We start from the raw sequence: 16,496 nt of genomic DNA, 5'->3' as shown, positions 1-16,496 counted from the left end.
TAGTTCTGAAGAGTGGGCGCTAACTTGAAGAATCACGCTCAGTGCGCCTCAAAGAAAAGCGCGCGTCGAGCAAAAAACGATAAGGTGATGCAAGGAAATTCCCGGAAGGTTATATCGTATGGATCGCCAAATGCGAAGGCATGACAGTTCAAATGACATCGAACGTTACACCAGCGAAACAATAAAAATTCTGCTCGGAAATCAACCAAGAAAGATAAAAAAAAGTCAAACGAATCGAGTAATTCTGAGCTATATTGCGCGGCAGCAGATGATCGAAAACAGCACATGTTTCGGGGGTGTCGATTTCTGTTTCCTGCCAGATTCAGTAGTTCTTCTCGTCCAAAAATACTAGAACAGTGAGGGGCTTATGGAGTTATGGTTGTCAATGCGCCGCTTGCCGCCGCGCCGTCGGTTTACATGCTTGGTACGCGATGTGCCAACGCCTTCCATGCTCAAACCCGCATTCGCTCCTCCCCCTTGTGTTGACCCGTTGATGGCGCTCAGTCTCGCCTCGTCAAGCACAAGAAACAGGCTCACCAGTGTGAATCCCGGCCAGCTCCACGCTCCTTAAGAGCAGGAGTGGTTCCATCCGTTGTTCTAGCCAAGCAAGGAGAAACTCATGTCGCTGACTATCCTTGGTCCTGAATCCGCTCTTCACCCTAACGACAGCGACCCCTTGCTGTCTGATTTCCGGTTCAAAATACTTGCGCAAGGGGATTCCTGGTTCTCCATCGGAGCCAATCCACCTTGGTCCACCTCCAACATCCTGCAGCAGTTCCATTTTACTCAGCGCGTAGCGATCATCAATTGCGCCTACCCGGGCATCACGCTGGCCAATGAGGTCAGGCGCAGCATGTATTTCAACGCACTGCTCACGGGAAATTTCTCCACGAAATGGGATGCCATTCTGATCTCGGGCGGCGGCAATGATTTGATCGACGCCTTGCTTGGAGACAAACCCTTGCTTCGTCCTGATGTGATAGCGAATGGCCCGGATGTCTCCCAATATGTTGACCAGCAGAGACTGGCTCGATTCAAGGAGGACATCGCACAATCGATGGCTGAACTGGAAGCGCAGAAAGCATCGGGGCAAAACAAGGACGTTCCCGTCTTCTTCAATACCTATGATTATCCCACTGCGCGAAATGCCCCGGCAGGCCCGAACATCGGACCTTGGCTATGGAAGGCGCTGGGCAAGGCCAAAGTTCCCGATGCCGCCTGGCCGGGGCTGACCAGTTATCTTTTCGACGTGTTGAACACCTGTCTCGAGAACGGAGCGGCACGGATGAGGAATGCCCACCTGGTTAAAACACACGATGTCCTCACGCGAGCCAAGGATGCAGCGCCAGGAGAAAGCGGCGACTGGGAAAATGAAATTCATCCTACTGCCGCGGGCTATCGCAAGCTTGCTCAAAAATGGGCAGATTCCCTGAGCGCTATCGGAATCGACTGATCAAGACGTGAAAATGAATCTCCATGGAGAAGGCGGATAAAGTGATCTTCAATTGAGGTGACGATGGTGACCATGCGTTTTCTGGCGTGCATGAATCTGATATTCATCAGCGCCCTGGCGCTTCTGGTGAGCATGCGGCTGCTGTCAGGACAAATAAACACCGCTGGCCTGCTCCATCAAACCAACCTCCGGACGCATCAGCTCGACTTCAGTCCAGCGCGTGTGCAACTGCTCCTGGTCACTCTCTATCTGGCGTTGGATTACCTGTTGAAGGTGATTGCGCATCCCGATCACTTTCCCGACTTCTCGCATCAACTGTTGATCTTGCAGGGAGGCAGCAGCAGCGGCTATTTGCTTGCCAAGTTCCGGGCGCTTCTGCGGCACCATTTCATTTAAATTATTTCGGGGAACCAAGACCATGCAACCAATTACGATCTTGACTTGGCTTGTCGTCGTTTTCATCGGGTTCGTTGAGCTGCTTATCTTGTGGCAAATTGCCTCGGGAAAAATCAATCTCAGATTGCTCATCAGCGAGTCCGATGGCGTTGCCAGCATGTCCCGCTTCCAAATGCTGCTCTTCACATTCGTGGTGGCCGCCAGCCTTTTCATCATTACGATGACCGATCCTGGCAAAGGCTTCCCGAATATTCCAGATGGCATTCTGACGCTGCTCGGGATCAGTCTCGGAACCTATGCTGTCTCCAAGGGAATCCAGACTCAAGGGGAGATCAGCAAGCGTTCAGCTGACGAGGCGGCGACAAAGCCGCAATAGAAGCTTCGGCGGGGAAGTCCGTCTTCGTGAACTCGACGGCTGGCGTTCAGGTCAGTCCGATCCAGATTGCCATCGCAGGTATCGGGCCAGTGGGATGGCCAACCAGCTCAGTGGCGCTTTTGATCGGAGAAATGCGAAAAGCCCGCACTAGGCGGGCTTTTCTGAATTTGGTGGAAAGTGCAAGGTTTGAACTTGCGACCCCTGCAGTGTGAATGCAGTGCTCTACCACTGAGCTAACCTTCCGTACCTGACTGGCTTTTTGCTGCAGCGCCAATCGAGAAGCGAGATTATGCCAACGTTTTTCGACCTGCGCAAGTGCTTCGTAAATAATTCTTCATTTTTTATCGAAAGCGCTGCCGGATGACGACAAAGGCCTGACCAACATCAGCCTCACGCCGCTTCAGCAGCCGCCTCCGGCGGCGGCGGTTCAAAGCGCCACACGCAGCTGCCCCGGGCTTCCTTGTCGAGCTGGTTGAGCACGTCTTCGTGCAGGCCCAGTTCTTCCTCGCTGGCGGCCACCACGATCACCTCGGCCAGCGGAGCCAGTTCCAGCTTGCCTTCGCCTTCGCTGACATCTTCCTCCGCGCCCAGGTCCATGGTCAGCGTGTTCTGGCCACGCGTCATCGACAGGTAGACCTCGGCCAGCAACTCCGCATCCAGCAGCGCGCCGTGCAGCACGCGGTGGGCGTTGGAAATGCCATAGCGGTCGCACAGCGCATCGAGCGAATTGCGGCGGCCCGGGTGCAGTTCCTTGGCCATCTGCAGCGAGTCCACCACGTCGATCACATGCTCCTTGAACGGCGGCAGGCCCAGCAAGGCCAGTTCGGCATCAAGGAAACCGACGTCAAAGGGCGCATTGTGGATGATGATCTGGGCGCCACGCACGTAGTCCAGGAACTCGGCGGCGATCTGCTTGAAGGTCGGCTTGTCGGCCAGGAATTCGGTGGTCAGGCCGTGCACGGCCAGCGCACCTTCTTCGGAGTCGCGCTCGGGGTTGATGTAGAAGTGAAGGTTCTTGCCCGAAAGCTGGCGGTTGAGCACCTCCACACAGCCGATTTCCAGGATGCGGTTGCCGTTGCGCGGCGAAAGGCCCGTGGTTTCGGTATCGAGGATGATCTGACGCATGCTTGCTCCCTGCTGATTCTGATGCTGAAAAATGCCGATATGAAGAAAAAAGCTGGACGGATCAGCCTATGCTGTCCACGCCGCGATTGGCCAGCTGGTCGGCGCGCTCGTTGCCGGCGTGGCCGTTGTGGCCACGCACCCAGCGCCACTCAACCTGATGCTGCTGCTGGGCGGCGTCCAGCGCCTGCCACAGGTCAGCGTTCTTGACCGGCTCCTTGCTGGCCGTCTTCCAGCCGCGCGCCTTCCAGCCGTGGATCCATTCGCTGATGCCCTTCTGCACGTACTGGCTGTCGGTGTGGACCACCACTTCGCACGGGCGCTTCAAGGCATTCAAAGCCTGGATCACCGCCATCAGCTCCATGCGGTTGTTGGTGGTGTTGGCCTCGCCGCCGAAGATTTCCTTCTCCTTGCCGCCCGCCACCAGCAATGCGCCCCAGCCGCCACGGCCAGGATTGCCCTTGCAGGCGCCATCGGAATAGATCTCTACTTTATCCATACTCTTCACTTCAATCTGTTTGCTTGTGCACTTGTGCGCACCGTAGGCGGGCCGCGATGATACCTGATCGCGCTACAAGGCCGGTAAATTCAGTCGGTTTTCAGTCCGTTTTGTGGATGCGGTTGGTCACCGGCACGCCACGCGGGGCCGTCAGTTTCTGGCGTTGCAGGGCCGGGCCGATGAGGCGCATGCCGGGCACCCGCTTGATCGCCTGGACGATGTAGACCGCGCCGAAATACGGCCACCAGCGGTCGCCGGCCTTTTCCATGAAACCGAAACGGTCCAGCCATTGCGTCGTCTCGCAGGGCGGCGCGTAGCAGCCGAAGTGGCCGCGATTGACTTCCATGTTGAGCAGCTTCAACCAGTCCTTCAGGCGCGGCAGGCGGATGAATTCGCCATCCTGCGGCAGGAAATGCGCCCCGGTCAGGCGTCCGGCGACCTGGCGCATGCCCCAGAGGCTACTGGGATTGAAACCGCAGATGATGACCTGTCCTTCCGGAATCAAGACCCGCTCCACCTCGCGCAGCACCTGGTGCGGCTCGGCGGCGAATTCCAGTACGTGCGGCAGGACCACCAGGTCCAGGCTCTGGGTGGCAAAGGGCAATTCGCCGAAATTCTGCGTGACCACCTGGGGAATTTCCAGCTCGGACTGCCCTTCCACCGGCATGCGGTTGTCGGCCAGCCAGCGATAGGGCATGCGGTTGGCCTGCAGGGCGTGGATCTGGGGGGAACCGATCTGCACGGCGTTGAAGCCGAAGATGTCGGCCGTCAATGTGTTGAGATGACGCTGCTCCCACTGGCGCAGGTAGTCGCCGATGGGCGTCTGCAACCAGGCGGCCAGGTCTATAATTTCGACGTTGTTCGCAGTCACAGCAGTTTCAGCCTTGTCAGCCATCTCTTCTTTCGCGCCTCATGACCCAGCCAGCCAAGCCAGCTCAAGCAGATCAGAAAACTTCATTGGACGTCCTGGCCGTTCCGGCGTTCGACGACAACTACCTGTGGATCCTCCATGACGGGCGCCATGCCGCCGTGGTCGACCCCGGCGACGCGGTCCCCGTCCTGGCCGCATTGCAGGCCGAGGGCCTGACGTTGGCCGCTATTCTACTGACTCATCATCATGCTGACCATGTTGGCGGTGTGGTCGAGCTGGCACGGGCTGCCGCGAGCGACGAGTTCCCGGTGATCCCGGTCTACGGGCCGGCACGCGAGCAATCCCGCATCAAGGGGATGACGGTCCCGCTGCACGAGAATGAAGAGGTGAATATCGCTTCCCTGGGCTTGTCCCTGCAGGTCATCGAAGTGCCGGGGCATACCCTGGGCCACATCGCGTATTACGCGCCTGCGCAAGCCCTGCTGTTCTGCGGTGATACGCTCTTTGCCGGTGGCTGCGGACGCGTCTTCGAAGGCACGCCGGCGCAGATGGTGGAATCCCTGGGCAAGCTGGCCAGCCTGCCCGGCGATACCCAGGTCTACTGCGCGCATGAATACACGCTCTCCAACCTGAAGTTTGCAGCCGAGGTCGAGCCGGGCAATGCCGCGCTGGCTGAGCGCATCGTTCGAGAGCGCGCCCGGCGCGAACGCGGCGAGCCTACCGTGCCGACCAGTATCGCCCTGGAGCGCCAGACCAATCCCTTCCTGCGCGCCCAGGAAAAGGAAATCCTCGAATCACTGCAAAAGAGCGGCCGTTTGGTGCAGTTGGACGAAGTTAGCAGCTTTGCAGCACTGCGTGAATGGAAGAATACCTACAGATAGCGCCAAATTGAGGGACAGTTAGCCGCAAAAAGCTGCCAAATCAAGGACTTGGCTTTGTAACAGAGGCCAATTTTTGCTTGACTGGCTAAAAGGGTCTTCCGTACACTCCTCCAATTCCCCAATTTGGGCGCCAGCGCTTTTACGCTTTTTTACGAAACGCTGTCTGCCCAGCACCACGCCGGGGAAACTCGCAGCTTCCGACCTTGCATTACCGTCAACCTGCACGCGCCCGTGATCGGACTGATCCGGATTCCGCCGGCAGGAGGTGTCGAGCTTCATCACAGCTCTGCAACGGAAGCGCCGCACGCAAACTTTTGCCTCTGGCACAGGATATCGCCCACATGCAGCGTACTTTGAAACAATTCGCCATTGCCGCCCTGTTATGCGCTGGCACCCCGCTGCTCTCCTACGCCAACGATATCTCGATCTACCCCGCCCCCTTCAATGCGATCAATCCCGAACTGGCCGGCAATGCCCTGCCGGGGATGAACGATATCGACATCTGGACGCGCATTCGCAAGGGCTTCGGGATTCCCGATCTGGATAACGCCCTGGTGGAGAGCCAGACCCAGTGGTACAGCTCCCGTCCCGACTACATCCAGCGCACCACGGAACGCGCCTCGCGCTATCTGTTCCACGTCGTGCAGGAACTGGAAAAGCGCGGCATGCCCACCGAGCTGGCGCTGCTGCCCTTCATCGAATCGGCCTTCAATCCGGAAGCGCTGTCGACGGCCAAGGCGGCCGGCATGTGGCAGTTCATTCCCTCCACCGGGCGTGACTACAACCTCAAGCAGAACATGTTCACCGACGAGCGCCGCGACGTGCTGGCCTCCACCGACGCCGCGCTGACCTACCTGCAGAAGCTCTACGGCATGTTCGGCGACTGGCAGCTGGCGCTGGCGGCCTACAACTGGGGCGAAGGTTCGGTGCAGCGCGCGGTCAACCGCAACCTGGCGGCCGGCCTGCCGATCGACTTCAATACGCTGTCGGCGCAGATGCCCGCCGAGACCCGCAACTACGTGCCCAAGCTGCAGGCGGTCAAGAACATCATCGCCAACCCGGGCGCCTTCAACATCGCCCTGCCCAAGGTGGACAACCAGCCCTACTTCGTCACCATCGGCAAGACCCGCAACATCGACGTGAAGGTCGCCGCGCAACTGGCCGAGCTGTCGGTCGATGAGTTCAAGGCGCTCAACCCGCAGTTCAACCGCCCCGTCATCATCGGCGGCGAAGACACCAAGATCCTGCTGCCGGAAAGCAATGCCGAGAAGTTCAAGGCCAACATGTCCAAGTGGACGCAGGCCTTCTCGACCTGGACCGCACATACCGTCTCGAGCGCGCGTGAACGCATCGAGACCATCGCCAGCAAGTTCGGCACCACCCCCGAAGTGATCCGCAGCGTCAACCAGATTCCGCCGCGCATGGTCTTGAAGGCCGGCTCCACCATCCTGGTGCCCAAGACCGAAGAAACCGCCGCGCTCGACACCGACCTGACCCCGGAAATCGCCGACAACGCCCGCCTGGCCATTGCCCCGGACGTGCCGGAGACCCGCCGTATCTATGTGAAGGCCGGCAAGCGCGACACCCTGGCCGGCATCGCCAGCCGCTATCGCGTCAGCGTAGCGCAGATCAAGGAATGGAACGGTTTGAAGCGTGACACCCTGGCTGCTGGCCAGAGCCTGCAGCTGCACGTGCCCAATGCCGCACCGACCCGCGTAGCGGTGCATCACGCCGCACCGGCGCGCCGCCAGGTCGCATCGCGGGGCCCGGTGCGCAAGGCAGCGCCAGCGCAGGCCCGCAAGGTCGCAGGCAAGCCGCTGACGCTGGCCTCGGGCAACGGCGCACGCAAGCAATAATCCGGAGGAAGCCGGAGGAGACCCGGGCGGCCCGGCCGCCCACCACAAGAAGACGCGCACGAAGCACGGAAAAGGAAAAAGAGAGCAGTCTGCATGGACCCGAAGCCCCGGAGCTGATCCGGACTTCGGGTTTTCTTTTTTGCCGCCTGCGTTTCAGTGCGCCGCTTCGGCGTAGGTGGCCGCGGCCACCAGCCGGCGTGTGTAGTCCTGCTGGGGATGCTGCAGCACCTGCTCGGCAGGGCCGCTTTCGACCACCTTGCCATCCTTCATCACGATGACCTGATGCGCCATGGCCTGCACCACGGCGAGGTCATGGGTGATGAAAAGATAGGCCAGCCCGTGCCGGCGCTGCAGATCCGCCAGCAGTTGCAGCACCTGCTGCTGCACGGTCACGTCCAGCGCCGAGGTCGGCTCGTCCAGCAGCAACAGTTCGGGTTGCAGCACCAGTGCGCGGGCGATGGCAATGCGCTGGCGCTGGCCACCGGAAAATTCATGCGGATAGCGATCCAGCAGCGCCGCCGTCAGGCCGACTTCTTCGAGCGCGGCGATGATGGCCTGGCGCTGCTGCTCAGGGCTCTTGTCGGGATGATGCAGGGCCAGGCCCTCGCCGACGATCTGCTCCACCGTGCGGCGCGGCGAGAGCGAGGCGAAGGGATCCTGGAACACCACCTGCATGCGGGCGCGCAGGGGCCGCAGTTCACGGCTGCTGCGCTCGGAAATCGGCACGTCCTCGAAACGGATGCTGCCGGCCACGCTGGCCGCCGACAGCCGCAACAAGGCCATGCCCAGCGTGGACTTGCCGGAACCGGACTCACCAACGATGCCGACGGTTTCACCCCGCCGCAATTGCAGGTCGATGCCATCGACGGCATGGAAGGCGCGCTTGGCGAACCAGCCCTGCTTGATGTGATAGGTGCAGCGCAGCTTTTCTGCCTGCAGGATCACCGGGGCGTCGGCCGCGACATCGGCCGCATTGCGCTGCGGACGGCTTTGCAACAGCTTGCGCGTATAGGCTTGCTGCGGGTTGGCAAACAGCTCGGTGACGCTGGCGCTTTCCACCAGCCTGCCCTTTTCCATCACGCCCACGCGGTCGGCGAAGTGGCTCACCAGGTTCAGGTCGTGCGAGATGATGAGCACGGCCATGTTTTCTTCGCGCTGCAACTGGTTCAGCAGCGCCAGGATCTGCACCTGGATAGTCACATCCAGGGCCGTGGTCGGTTCATCGGCGATCAGCAGCTTGGGCTTGCAGGCCAGCGCCATGGCGATCATGGCGCGCTGGCGCTGGCCGCCCGACAGCTCATGCGGATACGACAGTGCCCGCCGCGCCGGTTCGGGGATGCCGGTCTTATCCAGCAGCGCTACGGCGCGCCGGGCCGCATCGCGGGCATTGAGGCCTTCGTGATGCATCAGCACTTCGGCGATCTGGTTGCCGATGGTGAAGAGCGGATTCAAAGCCGTCATCGGCTCCTGGAAAATCATGGCCACGTCATTGCCGCGCACCTGCTGCATCTGGCGCTCGTTTTTCTTCAGCACATCCTGGCCGTCAAGCAGGATGCTGCCTTCGTAACGGGCATCCTGGTTGAGCTGCATTACGGCCAGCGAAGAAACCGTCTTGCCTGAGCCGGATTCGCCTACCAGGGCGAATTTCTCGCCACGCGCAATCGAAAAGCTCACACGATCGACCACTACGGCGTCGCCGAAGCGCACCGTCAGGTCCTTTACTTCCAGCAGCGGCGTGCTCATGCCTTCCTCCGTACATCCAGGGCGTTGCGCAGGGCATCGCCGATATTGGTCAGCAACAGCAGCATGACGGTCAGCACCAGGAAGGTCGACAATGCGATCCACCAGGCATCGAGGTTGTTCTTCCCCTGCGACAGCAACTCACCCAGGCTGGGTGTGGAAGGCGGCACACCCAGGCCGAGGAAGTCCAGGCTGGTCAGCGCGAGGATGGAGGCACTCATGCGGAAGGGCAGGAAGGTCACCACCGTGGTCATGCTGTTGGGCAGCACGTGGCGCCAGATGATCTGGCGATTGGACAAGCCCATGGCACGCGCGGCCTGGACATATTCAAGGTTGCGGTTGCGCAGGAAATCGGCGCGCACGTAATCGGCCAGGCCCATCCAGCCAAAGGCGGCCAGCAAGCCCAGCAGCACCAGCAGGCTGGGCTGGAAGATGGAAAAGAAGATGATCAGCAGATACAGCTCCGGCATGGAACCCCAGATTTCCAGCAGGCGCTGGATCAAGAGGTCGGTACGGCCGGCGAAGTAGCCCTGTATCGCCCCGGCCAGCACGCCCAGCACCACGCCGATGGCCGTCAAGGCCAGGCCGAACAGGACCGAAAGCCGGAAACCGTAGAGCAAACGGGCAAACACGTCGCGTCCGCGATCATCGGTACCGAGCCAGTTGTCGGCCGAAGGCGGGGCCGGATTGGGCGATTTGGCGAAATAGTTCAGGGTCTCGTGGTTGTAGCGGTTCAGGGGATACAAGGCCCAGTTGCCGTCCTTCTTGAACTGATCCTGGATGAAGGGATCGAGGTAGTCGGCTGGCGTATCGAAGTCGCCACCGAAGCTCTTGTCCGAATAATCCTTGAACATCGGGAAGATCAGTTGGCCCTGGTAGCTGGCCACCAGCGGCTTGTCATTGGAAAAGAGTTCAGCCCCGAGGCTCAGCACGAACAGTACCGAGAAGATCAGCAAGCTCCAGTAACCGGTGCGGTTGGCACGAAAACGCAGCCAGATGCGGCGGCCGGGCGAGACGGAAGGTGTAGTGGGGAGAGAGACCGGATTCATTTCGCCAGGCTTTCAAATTGCACGCGAGGATCGACCCAGACATAGCAGAGGTCACCGATGAGTTTGACCGCCAGACCGATCAGCGTGAACAGGTAGAGCGTCCCCATGACCACCGGATAATCGCGGCGGATCACAGCTTCATACGACAGCAAACCCAGTCCATCGAGCGAGAACAGCGTTTCGATCAACAGGCTGCCGGCGAAGAAGGCACCGATGAAGGCGGCCGGGAAACCGGTCACCAGCGGAATGAGCGCGTTGCGAAAGACGTGCTTGTAGAGCACCCGCTTTTCCGACAGGCCCTTGGCGCGTGCGGTGAGTACATATTGTTTACGGATTTCTTCAAGGAAGGTGTTTTTGGTGAGCATGGTCATGGTGGCAAACGAGCCCGCCACCGAAGCAATGATGGGCAGCGTGATATGCCACAGGTAATCGGTGATCTTGCCAAACCAGGAGAGCTGCGCCCAGTTGTCCGAGGTCAGCCCGCGCAGCGGGAACCACTGCAGGAAGCTGCCGCCGCCGAACATCACCAGCAGGAACACGCCCAGCACGAAACCGGGAATCGAGTAACCCACCAGCACCGCCGCGCTGGTGACCGAATCGAAGCGGCTGCCCTCGCGCACGGCCTTGGCGATTCCCAGCGGCACCGAGATCAGGTAGGTAATGAAGAAGGTCCACAAGCCGATGCTGATGGAGACCGGCATCTTCGACTTCACCAGTTCCCAGACGTCGGCATGGCGATAAAAACTGCGGCCCAGGTCGAAGGTGGCGAAGCCCTTGAGCATGAGCCAGAAGCGCTCCAACGGCGGCTTGTCGAAACCGTACAGGGCCTTGATTTCCTTGACGCGCTCGGCATCCACGCCCTGGCGCCCGCGATAGGCGCCACCACCACCGGCCGATTCGTGCACGCCGGAGCGCCCGCGCAACTCCTGCACCATCTGCTCCACCGGGCCGCCCGGAACGAACTGGATCACGGCGAAGGTAATGGCGATCACGCCCAACAGCGTGGGCACCATCAGGAGGATGCGCTTGAGAATGTAAGCCCAGATATTCATGGCAAGTGCTTTCTTGTTTCCGGAGGCAGGATCGATGTCATGGGAAGGCGGCGCTTTTTCAGCGTGGCTTTTCTTCCCACCACATGCTGACCACGTAGGGATTGGCTTCGTAATACCTGGGCAGTACCGCAGGAATGCCGAAGCGGTTGCGGTAGGCCATGCGGTGCGTGGACGAATACCAGTGCGGCACGGTGATGTAGAGATTGAGCAGCACCCGGTCCAGCGCGTGGGTGGCTGTCAGCAGTTCGGCGCGCGAATGGGCCGCCACGACCTTGCCGATCAACTGGTCCACCGCTGCATTCTTCAGGCCCCAGACATTGTTGGAACCGGACTCGTCGGCCGCGCGCGAGCCGTAGATGTCGAACATCTCGCTGCCCGGACTGTTGGTGGCGGGAATGGCCAGGCTGGTCATGTCGAACTCGAAGTTCTCCAGCAGCTTTTGCGCCAGCGCGTAGTCCACCGTGCGCTGGTTCACGCGCACCCCGAGCTTCTCAAGATTGCGTGCATAGATGCTGATGACGCGCGACATCGCCGGCTGATCGTCGAGGATTTCCATCTGGAACACCTCGCCCTTGTCATTGCGCAAGGCGCCGTCGCGATAAGTCCACCCGGCTTCCTGGAACAGCCGCCGCGCTTCCCTCAGGTTGGCCCGCAAGGAGCCGGGCGGATTGGTATTGGGCGGTGCCGGTACCGGGCCGAAGACGGCGGCCGGCAACTGGGCACGCAAGGGTTCCAGCAACTTGAGTTCGTCCGCCGAAGGGCTGCCGGTGGCAGCCAGTTCGGAATTGGCGAAGTAGGAATCGACGCGGGTGTACTGGTTGTAGAACAGCTGCCGGTTCATCCACTGGAAGTCCAGCGCCAGGCCCAGCGCACGGCGCACCCGCGCATCCTGGAATTGCGGGCGGCGCAGGTTCATCACGAAACCCTGCATGTTGGCGCCGTTGTGATGCGGGAAGGCGCGCTTGACGATCTGGCCATCGGAAAACTTCGGACCCGTGTAGCCGCGCGCCCAGTTCTTGGCGCTGTACTCGACCACCACGTCGAACTCGCCGGCCTTGAAGGCTTCCAGGCGGGCCAGGTCATCCTTGTAGAAGCGATAGGCGATGCGCGCGAAGTTGTACATGCCGCGCCGCGTGGGCAGGTCATTGCCCCAGTAATCGGCACGGCGCTGATAGATGATGCTGCGGCCCGGATCGTAGCTTTCGATGGCATAAGGACCGCTGGCAATGGGCGGGGTGAGCTGGATGCGGTCGAAGGGGGTGCCGGCGCCCCACTTGGGCGAAAACACCGGCAGGCCGCCCACGATCAGCGGCAGTTCATGGTTGTCGCTCTTGAAGTCGAAGCGCACCGTCATCGCATCGACCACCACGCACCGTTCGACGTCACCGAAGAGCGACTTGAACTGCGGCGAGCCCTTGCTCACGAGGGTATCGAAGGAATACTTGACGTCGGCAGCTGTGACCGGATCGCCATTGTTGAAGCGTGCCTTGGGGTTGAGATGAAAGCGCATCGAACGCCGGTCCGGCGCCACCACCATATCGTCAGCCAGCAGGCCGTACATGGAGGCCACTTCATCGGCCGAGCCCACGGCCAGGGTCTCGAACATGAACTGGTCCAGGCCGGCGGCGGCCACGCCCTTGAGCGAGAAGGGATTGAATTTGTCGAAGCTGGTGCGGGCGTCAGGATTGGCCAGGTACAGGGTGCCGCGCTTGGGGGCATCCGGATTGACGTAATCGAAATGGCTGAAGCCGGGCCGGTACTTGGGCGTGTCATACAGCGAAAAGGCATGCTCGGCGGCGGCCGGGGTGCCATGGGCCAGGGCGGCGGCCAGCAGGCAGGAGAGGAAAATCTTGGCTGTCTTCAGGGGCTGGACCATGCGGTTGTCTGTGTGCACTCTCGTGGGCAATGATGTCTCGGGCAAGCAAGTCCCGCGCCTGATGGCTTGATGCCTGCTGCCTGAAGGTGGTGGCCGGGACCTGGAAACGATTTCCGTGTCGGGGCATTGTAAAGAGAGCAGCGATTACAGGGAAGCAATTAAAGCAACTTAACAAATGCCGTCATTGCCTGCCCGTACGATGCCCCGGCGGTGCCGCAAAGGTTGCCGCGCCTGCCGCAAGCCCCTACAATCCGGGTCTGTCCCACCCCGGCCGCCGCCACTGCGCGGCGCCGCTATCACTTACCGGCCGCGCCGCGCCTGCTTCTGCCCGGCAGAAGCGCGCAGCACGCGGCGGACCCTACGGAGTCAACATGGCATTTCTGCAAGGCAAAAAAATCCTGATCACCGGCTTGCTGTCCAACCGTTCCATCGCCTACGGCATCGCCCAGGCGTGCAAGCGCGAAGGCGCCGAACTGGCCTTCACCTACGTGGGTGAGCGCTTCAAGGACCGCATCACCAAGTTCGCCGAAGAATTCGACAGCAAGCTGGTCTTCGACTGCGACGTCGGCAGCGATGAGCAGATCAATGCCCTGTTCGCCGACCTGGGCAAGTCCTGGAGCCAGCTGGACGGCCTGGTGCACGCCATCGGCTTCGCCCCGTCCGAAGCGATTGCCGGCGATTTCCTGGAAGGCTTCTCGCGCGAAGGCTTCAAGATCGCCCACGACATCTCCGCCTACAGCTTCCCGGCCATGGCCAAGGCCGCCATGCCGCTGCTGTCGTCCAACGCTGCCCTGCTGACCCTGACCTACCTGGGTTCGGAACGCGTGGTGCCCAACTACAACACCATGGGCCTGGCCAAGGCCTCGCTGGAAGCCTCGGTGCGCTACCTGGCCGAATCCCTCGGCCCCAAGGGCGTGCGTGTCAATGGCGTCTCGGCCGGTCCGATCAAGACCCTGGCCGCCAGCGGCATCAAGGGCTTCGGCAAGATCCTGGGTGCCGTGGCGGCGACCGCCCCGCTGCGCCGCAACGTCACCATCGAAGACGTCGGCAATGCCTCGGCCTTCCTGCTCTCCGACCTGGCCTCGGGCATCACCGGCGAGATCACCTATGTGGATGGTGGCTTCTCCCGCGTCGTGGGCGGCATGGCGGAATAAGCAAGCATCCCCCACAAATAAGAGACAGTTTCTCAAAATAGCTTCGTGCTAATTTCGAGGTTTTAGGGTATGATTCGCCTTGTGCATCGCAATAACCGATGTACAGGCGAATCGGATGTGAAATCTGCCCTGTAGAGTTTCCCGCCGTATTTGCCCAAGCAGCTTCGCAAGCCTTACCTGTCATTACGACAAGTTCCCAGTAAAAGCCCCCCGCCCCTGGCATCCCTTGATGATGCCGTCCCGGCGCAAAGCTTTTGTGCCGAAATTTCTTTGTATTTTTCATAGTCATTTCGTCGGTTGGCGTTGCTTTTTTTCGTTCAGGCACTCGATGCCCGGCGCGCTTGCGTGCGCCCTTCTCGTGCCTGTCGTTCACATTCACGAAAGAGATTATGACTTTTGAAGCACTTGGCCTGAACCCTTCGATCATCAAAGCCCTGACCGAAGCAGGCTACACCTCCCCCACTCCGGTCCAGGAAAAGGCCATCCCCGCCGCCATCAGCGGCCAGGATCTGCTGGTGTCCTCGCAGACCGGTTCGGGCAAGACCGCCGCCTTCATGCTGCCTTCGCTGCACCAGCTGGCAGACCTGCCGCAGGCGCCGCAAGCCGCCCGTACTCCCAACCAGGAACGCCAGGCCAGCCGTGCCCGTGGCGAGCGTCCGCGTTACCAGCCGGCACAGCCGAAGATGCTGGTGCTGACCCCGACCCGTGAACTGGCCCTGCAAGTGACCACCGCCACTGACAAGTACGGCGCCTACATGCGCCGCGTGCGCGTGGTGTCGATCCTGGGCGGCATGCCTTATCCGAAGCAGATGCAACTGCTGTCGCGCAACCCGGAAATCCTGGTAGCGACCCCGGGCCGCCTGATCGACCACATGGAGTCGGGCAAGATCGACTTTTCTCAGCTGCAGATCCTGGTACTGGACGAAGCCGACCGCATGCTGGACATGGGCTTCATCGACGACATCGAAAAGATCGTCGCTGCCACCCCGGCCACCCGCCAGACCATGCTGTTCTCGGCCACGCTGGACGGCGTGGTGGGCAACATGGCCAAGCGCATCACCAACAACCCGCTGACCATCCAGATCGCCAGCTCGTCGACCCGCCATGAAAACATCATGCAGCGCGTGCACTTCGTGGATGACCTGTCGCACAAGAACCGCCTGCTGGACCACCTGCTGCGCGACACCAGCATCGACCAGGCCGTGATCTTCACCGCCACCAAGCGTGACGCCGACACCATCGCCGACCGCCTGAACATCGCCGGTTTCGCTGCTGCCGCACTGCATGGCGACATGCACCAGGGCGCCCGCAACCGTACCCTGAACAGCCTGCGCCGCGGCCAGGTGCGCATGCTGGTGGCCACCGACGTGGCTGCCCGCGGCATCGACGTGCCGGGCATCACCCACGTGTTCAATTACGACCTGCCCAAGTTCGCTGAAGACTACGTGCACCGCATCGGCCGTACTGGCCGCGCTGGCCGCAATGGCGTGGCGATCTCGCTGGTCAATCACGCTGAAGGCATGCAGGTCAAGCGCATCGAGCGCTTCACCAAGCAGACCATTCCGGTCGACGTGGTTGAAGGTTTCGAGCCGAAGAAGTCGGCTGCACCGCGCAGCCCGCGCAAGCCGGGCGGCTGGCGTCCGGGTGATGGCCGCAGCAACAACGGCCCGCGCTTTGGCGCCGGCAACCGTGAAGGCGGTGGTCATCGCGAAGGTGGTTTCGGTGGCGCCAAGCCGGGCAACGGCCCGCGTCGTGAAGGTGGCGGTGGCTACAAGGGCAACAACGGTGGCGGCTTCCGCGCCGACGGCCCGCGCCGCTCCTACGGCGATCGTTGATTGCTTCAGGCAGTGCTGATGTTGAAAAGCCGCTTCCGAGGAAGCGGCTTTTTCTTGGGCAACTACTTGGTCACACGATCATGCAAGCAACCATTGGCCATTGCGCTTGATTTCATCATGCATGGCATCGGGCGCCAGATCCAACTCACCAGGCCAGGTCACTACACCATCAACCAGACGGACCTGGTTGAACTGCGCCTGGTCCTGCAAGGAAGCAAAGACTCCGCGAAAGAAACTGGGAAGAAACCTGACAGGCCCTTTCACACCGTCCCTGAAGCGAACTTGCAAGGCATATTCGCCGGAAAGTTTGATTTCAACTACATCCCATTCCATGAC

At 60.9% G+C, this 16,496-nt stretch carries 16 protein-coding genes and 1 tRNA gene; 7 read left to right on the top strand and 10 right to left on the bottom strand.

Going from position 1 to position 16,496, the window contains the following annotated elements; all coding sequences use genetic code 11:
* Positions 1 to 619 precede the first annotated feature (619 nt).
* The 3 genes from ACVC5H_RS07755 (at position 620) to ACVC5H_RS07745 (ending at position 2,225) form a co-directional block, all read left to right on the top strand.
* Positions 620 to 1,453 carry an SGNH/GDSL hydrolase family protein gene (locus ACVC5H_RS07755; protein ID WP_489621762.1) on the top strand — a complete coding sequence of 278 codons (834 nt, stop codon included), beginning with the start codon at positions 620 to 622 and terminating at the stop codon, positions 1,451 to 1,453.
* 63 nt (positions 1,454 to 1,516) lie between these two features.
* Complete coding sequence (locus ACVC5H_RS07750; RefSeq protein WP_489621761.1) at positions 1,517 to 1,849, top strand: hypothetical protein; 333 nt, start codon at positions 1,517 to 1,519, stop codon at positions 1,847 to 1,849.
* Positions 1,850 to 1,871: 22 nt separating this feature from the next.
* Positions 1,872 to 2,225 carry a hypothetical protein gene (locus ACVC5H_RS07745; protein ID WP_489621760.1) on the top strand — a complete coding sequence of 118 codons (354 nt, stop codon included), beginning with the start codon at positions 1,872 to 1,874 and terminating at the stop codon, positions 2,223 to 2,225.
* Positions 2,226 to 2,393: 168 nt separating this feature from the next.
* Here ACVC5H_RS07745 and ACVC5H_RS07740 read toward each other — a convergent pair.
* The 4 genes from ACVC5H_RS07740 to ACVC5H_RS07725 all read right to left on the bottom strand — a co-directional run bounded on the left by ACVC5H_RS07740 (position 2,394) and on the right by ACVC5H_RS07725 (position 4,741).
* A tRNA-Val gene (locus ACVC5H_RS07740) sits at positions 2,394 to 2,468 on the bottom strand.
* 147 nt (positions 2,469 to 2,615) lie between these two features.
* Entirely contained in the window at positions 2,616 to 3,350 is a 735-nt protein-coding gene (gene dnaQ, locus ACVC5H_RS07735; RefSeq protein WP_489621759.1) for a DNA polymerase III subunit epsilon, read from the bottom strand.
* A 61-nt stretch (positions 3,351 to 3,411) separates the two neighbouring features.
* Entirely contained in the window at positions 3,412 to 3,846 is a 435-nt protein-coding gene (gene rnhA / locus ACVC5H_RS07730; protein ID WP_489621758.1) for a ribonuclease HI, read from the bottom strand.
* 100 nt (positions 3,847 to 3,946) lie between these two features.
* A complete protein-coding gene (locus ACVC5H_RS07725) occupies positions 3,947 to 4,741 on the bottom strand; it encodes a class I SAM-dependent methyltransferase (RefSeq protein ID WP_489621757.1) in 795 nt (264 codons plus the stop codon).
* 62 nt (positions 4,742 to 4,803) lie between these two features.
* Between ACVC5H_RS07725 and gloB the strand changes: the two genes are divergently transcribed.
* Positions 4,804 to 5,598 (top strand): hydroxyacylglutathione hydrolase, encoded by a 795-nt coding sequence (gene gloB, locus ACVC5H_RS07720; protein WP_489621756.1) that lies wholly within the window; start codon positions 4,804 to 4,806, stop codon positions 5,596 to 5,598.
* 18 nt (positions 5,599 to 5,616) lie between these two features.
* Here the strand turns inward: gloB and ACVC5H_RS07715 are convergent, their stop codons facing one another.
* Positions 5,617 to 5,877, bottom strand: a complete 261-nt coding sequence (locus ACVC5H_RS07715) for a hypothetical protein (protein WP_489621755.1) — start codon at positions 5,875 to 5,877, stop codon at positions 5,617 to 5,619.
* 62 nt (positions 5,878 to 5,939) lie between these two features.
* Here ACVC5H_RS07715 and ACVC5H_RS07710 point away from each other — a divergent pair, with 62 nt between their 5' ends.
* Complete coding sequence (locus ACVC5H_RS07710) at positions 5,940 to 7,454, top strand: transglycosylase SLT domain-containing protein (RefSeq protein WP_489621754.1); 1,515 nt, start codon at positions 5,940 to 5,942, stop codon at positions 7,452 to 7,454.
* A 153-nt stretch (positions 7,455 to 7,607) separates the two neighbouring features.
* Here the strand turns inward: ACVC5H_RS07710 and ACVC5H_RS07705 are convergent, their stop codons facing one another.
* The 4 genes from ACVC5H_RS07705 to ACVC5H_RS07690 are packed head-to-tail and all read right to left on the bottom strand — an operon-like array spanning position 7,608 to position 13,171.
* Complete coding sequence (locus ACVC5H_RS07705; protein WP_489621753.1) at positions 7,608 to 9,197, bottom strand: ABC transporter ATP-binding protein; 1,590 nt, start codon at positions 9,195 to 9,197, stop codon at positions 7,608 to 7,610.
* Positions 9,194 to 10,243 carry an ABC transporter permease gene (locus ACVC5H_RS07700; RefSeq protein ID WP_489621752.1) on the bottom strand — a complete coding sequence of 350 codons (1,050 nt, stop codon included), beginning with the start codon at positions 10,241 to 10,243 and terminating at the stop codon, positions 9,194 to 9,196. The genes ACVC5H_RS07705 and ACVC5H_RS07700 overlap by 4 nt, the downstream gene beginning before the upstream one ends.
* Positions 10,240 to 11,295: a microcin C ABC transporter permease YejB gene (locus ACVC5H_RS07695; protein ID WP_489621751.1), complete on the bottom strand. Its 1,056-nt coding sequence runs from the start codon at positions 11,293 to 11,295 to the stop codon at positions 10,240 to 10,242. Before ACVC5H_RS07695 ends, ACVC5H_RS07700 begins: the two co-directional genes overlap by 4 nt.
* A gap of 58 nt (positions 11,296 to 11,353) precedes the next feature.
* The gene (locus tag ACVC5H_RS07690) at positions 11,354 to 13,171 is read right to left on the bottom strand and encodes an extracellular solute-binding protein (RefSeq protein WP_489621750.1); all 1,818 of its coding nucleotides are present in this window, start codon (positions 13,169 to 13,171) and stop codon (positions 11,354 to 11,356) included.
* Between the two features lie 371 nt (positions 13,172 to 13,542).
* On the opposite strand from ACVC5H_RS07690, the gene fabI reads away from it, so the two are divergent.
* Positions 13,543 to 14,325: an enoyl-ACP reductase FabI gene (fabI, locus tag ACVC5H_RS07685; protein WP_013235368.1), complete on the top strand. Its 783-nt coding sequence runs from the start codon at positions 13,543 to 13,545 to the stop codon at positions 14,323 to 14,325.
* Between the two features lie 389 nt (positions 14,326 to 14,714).
* Complete coding sequence (locus tag ACVC5H_RS07680; RefSeq protein WP_489621749.1) at positions 14,715 to 16,160, top strand: DEAD/DEAH box helicase; 1,446 nt, start codon at positions 14,715 to 14,717, stop codon at positions 16,158 to 16,160.
* Positions 16,161 to 16,238: 78 nt separating this feature from the next.
* Here the strand turns inward: ACVC5H_RS07680 and ACVC5H_RS07675 are convergent, their stop codons facing one another.
* The gene (locus ACVC5H_RS07675) at positions 16,239 to 16,493 is read right to left on the bottom strand and encodes a DUF2442 domain-containing protein (protein ID WP_489621748.1); all 255 of its coding nucleotides are present in this window, start codon (positions 16,491 to 16,493) and stop codon (positions 16,239 to 16,241) included.
* Positions 16,494 to 16,496: the final 3 nt, after the last annotated feature.

This window comes from Herbaspirillum sp. Her3 (assembly GCF_057961275.1).
The sequence above is the reverse complement of the archived record's forward strand: the minus strand, read 5'-3'. Positions and strand labels throughout refer to the sequence as shown.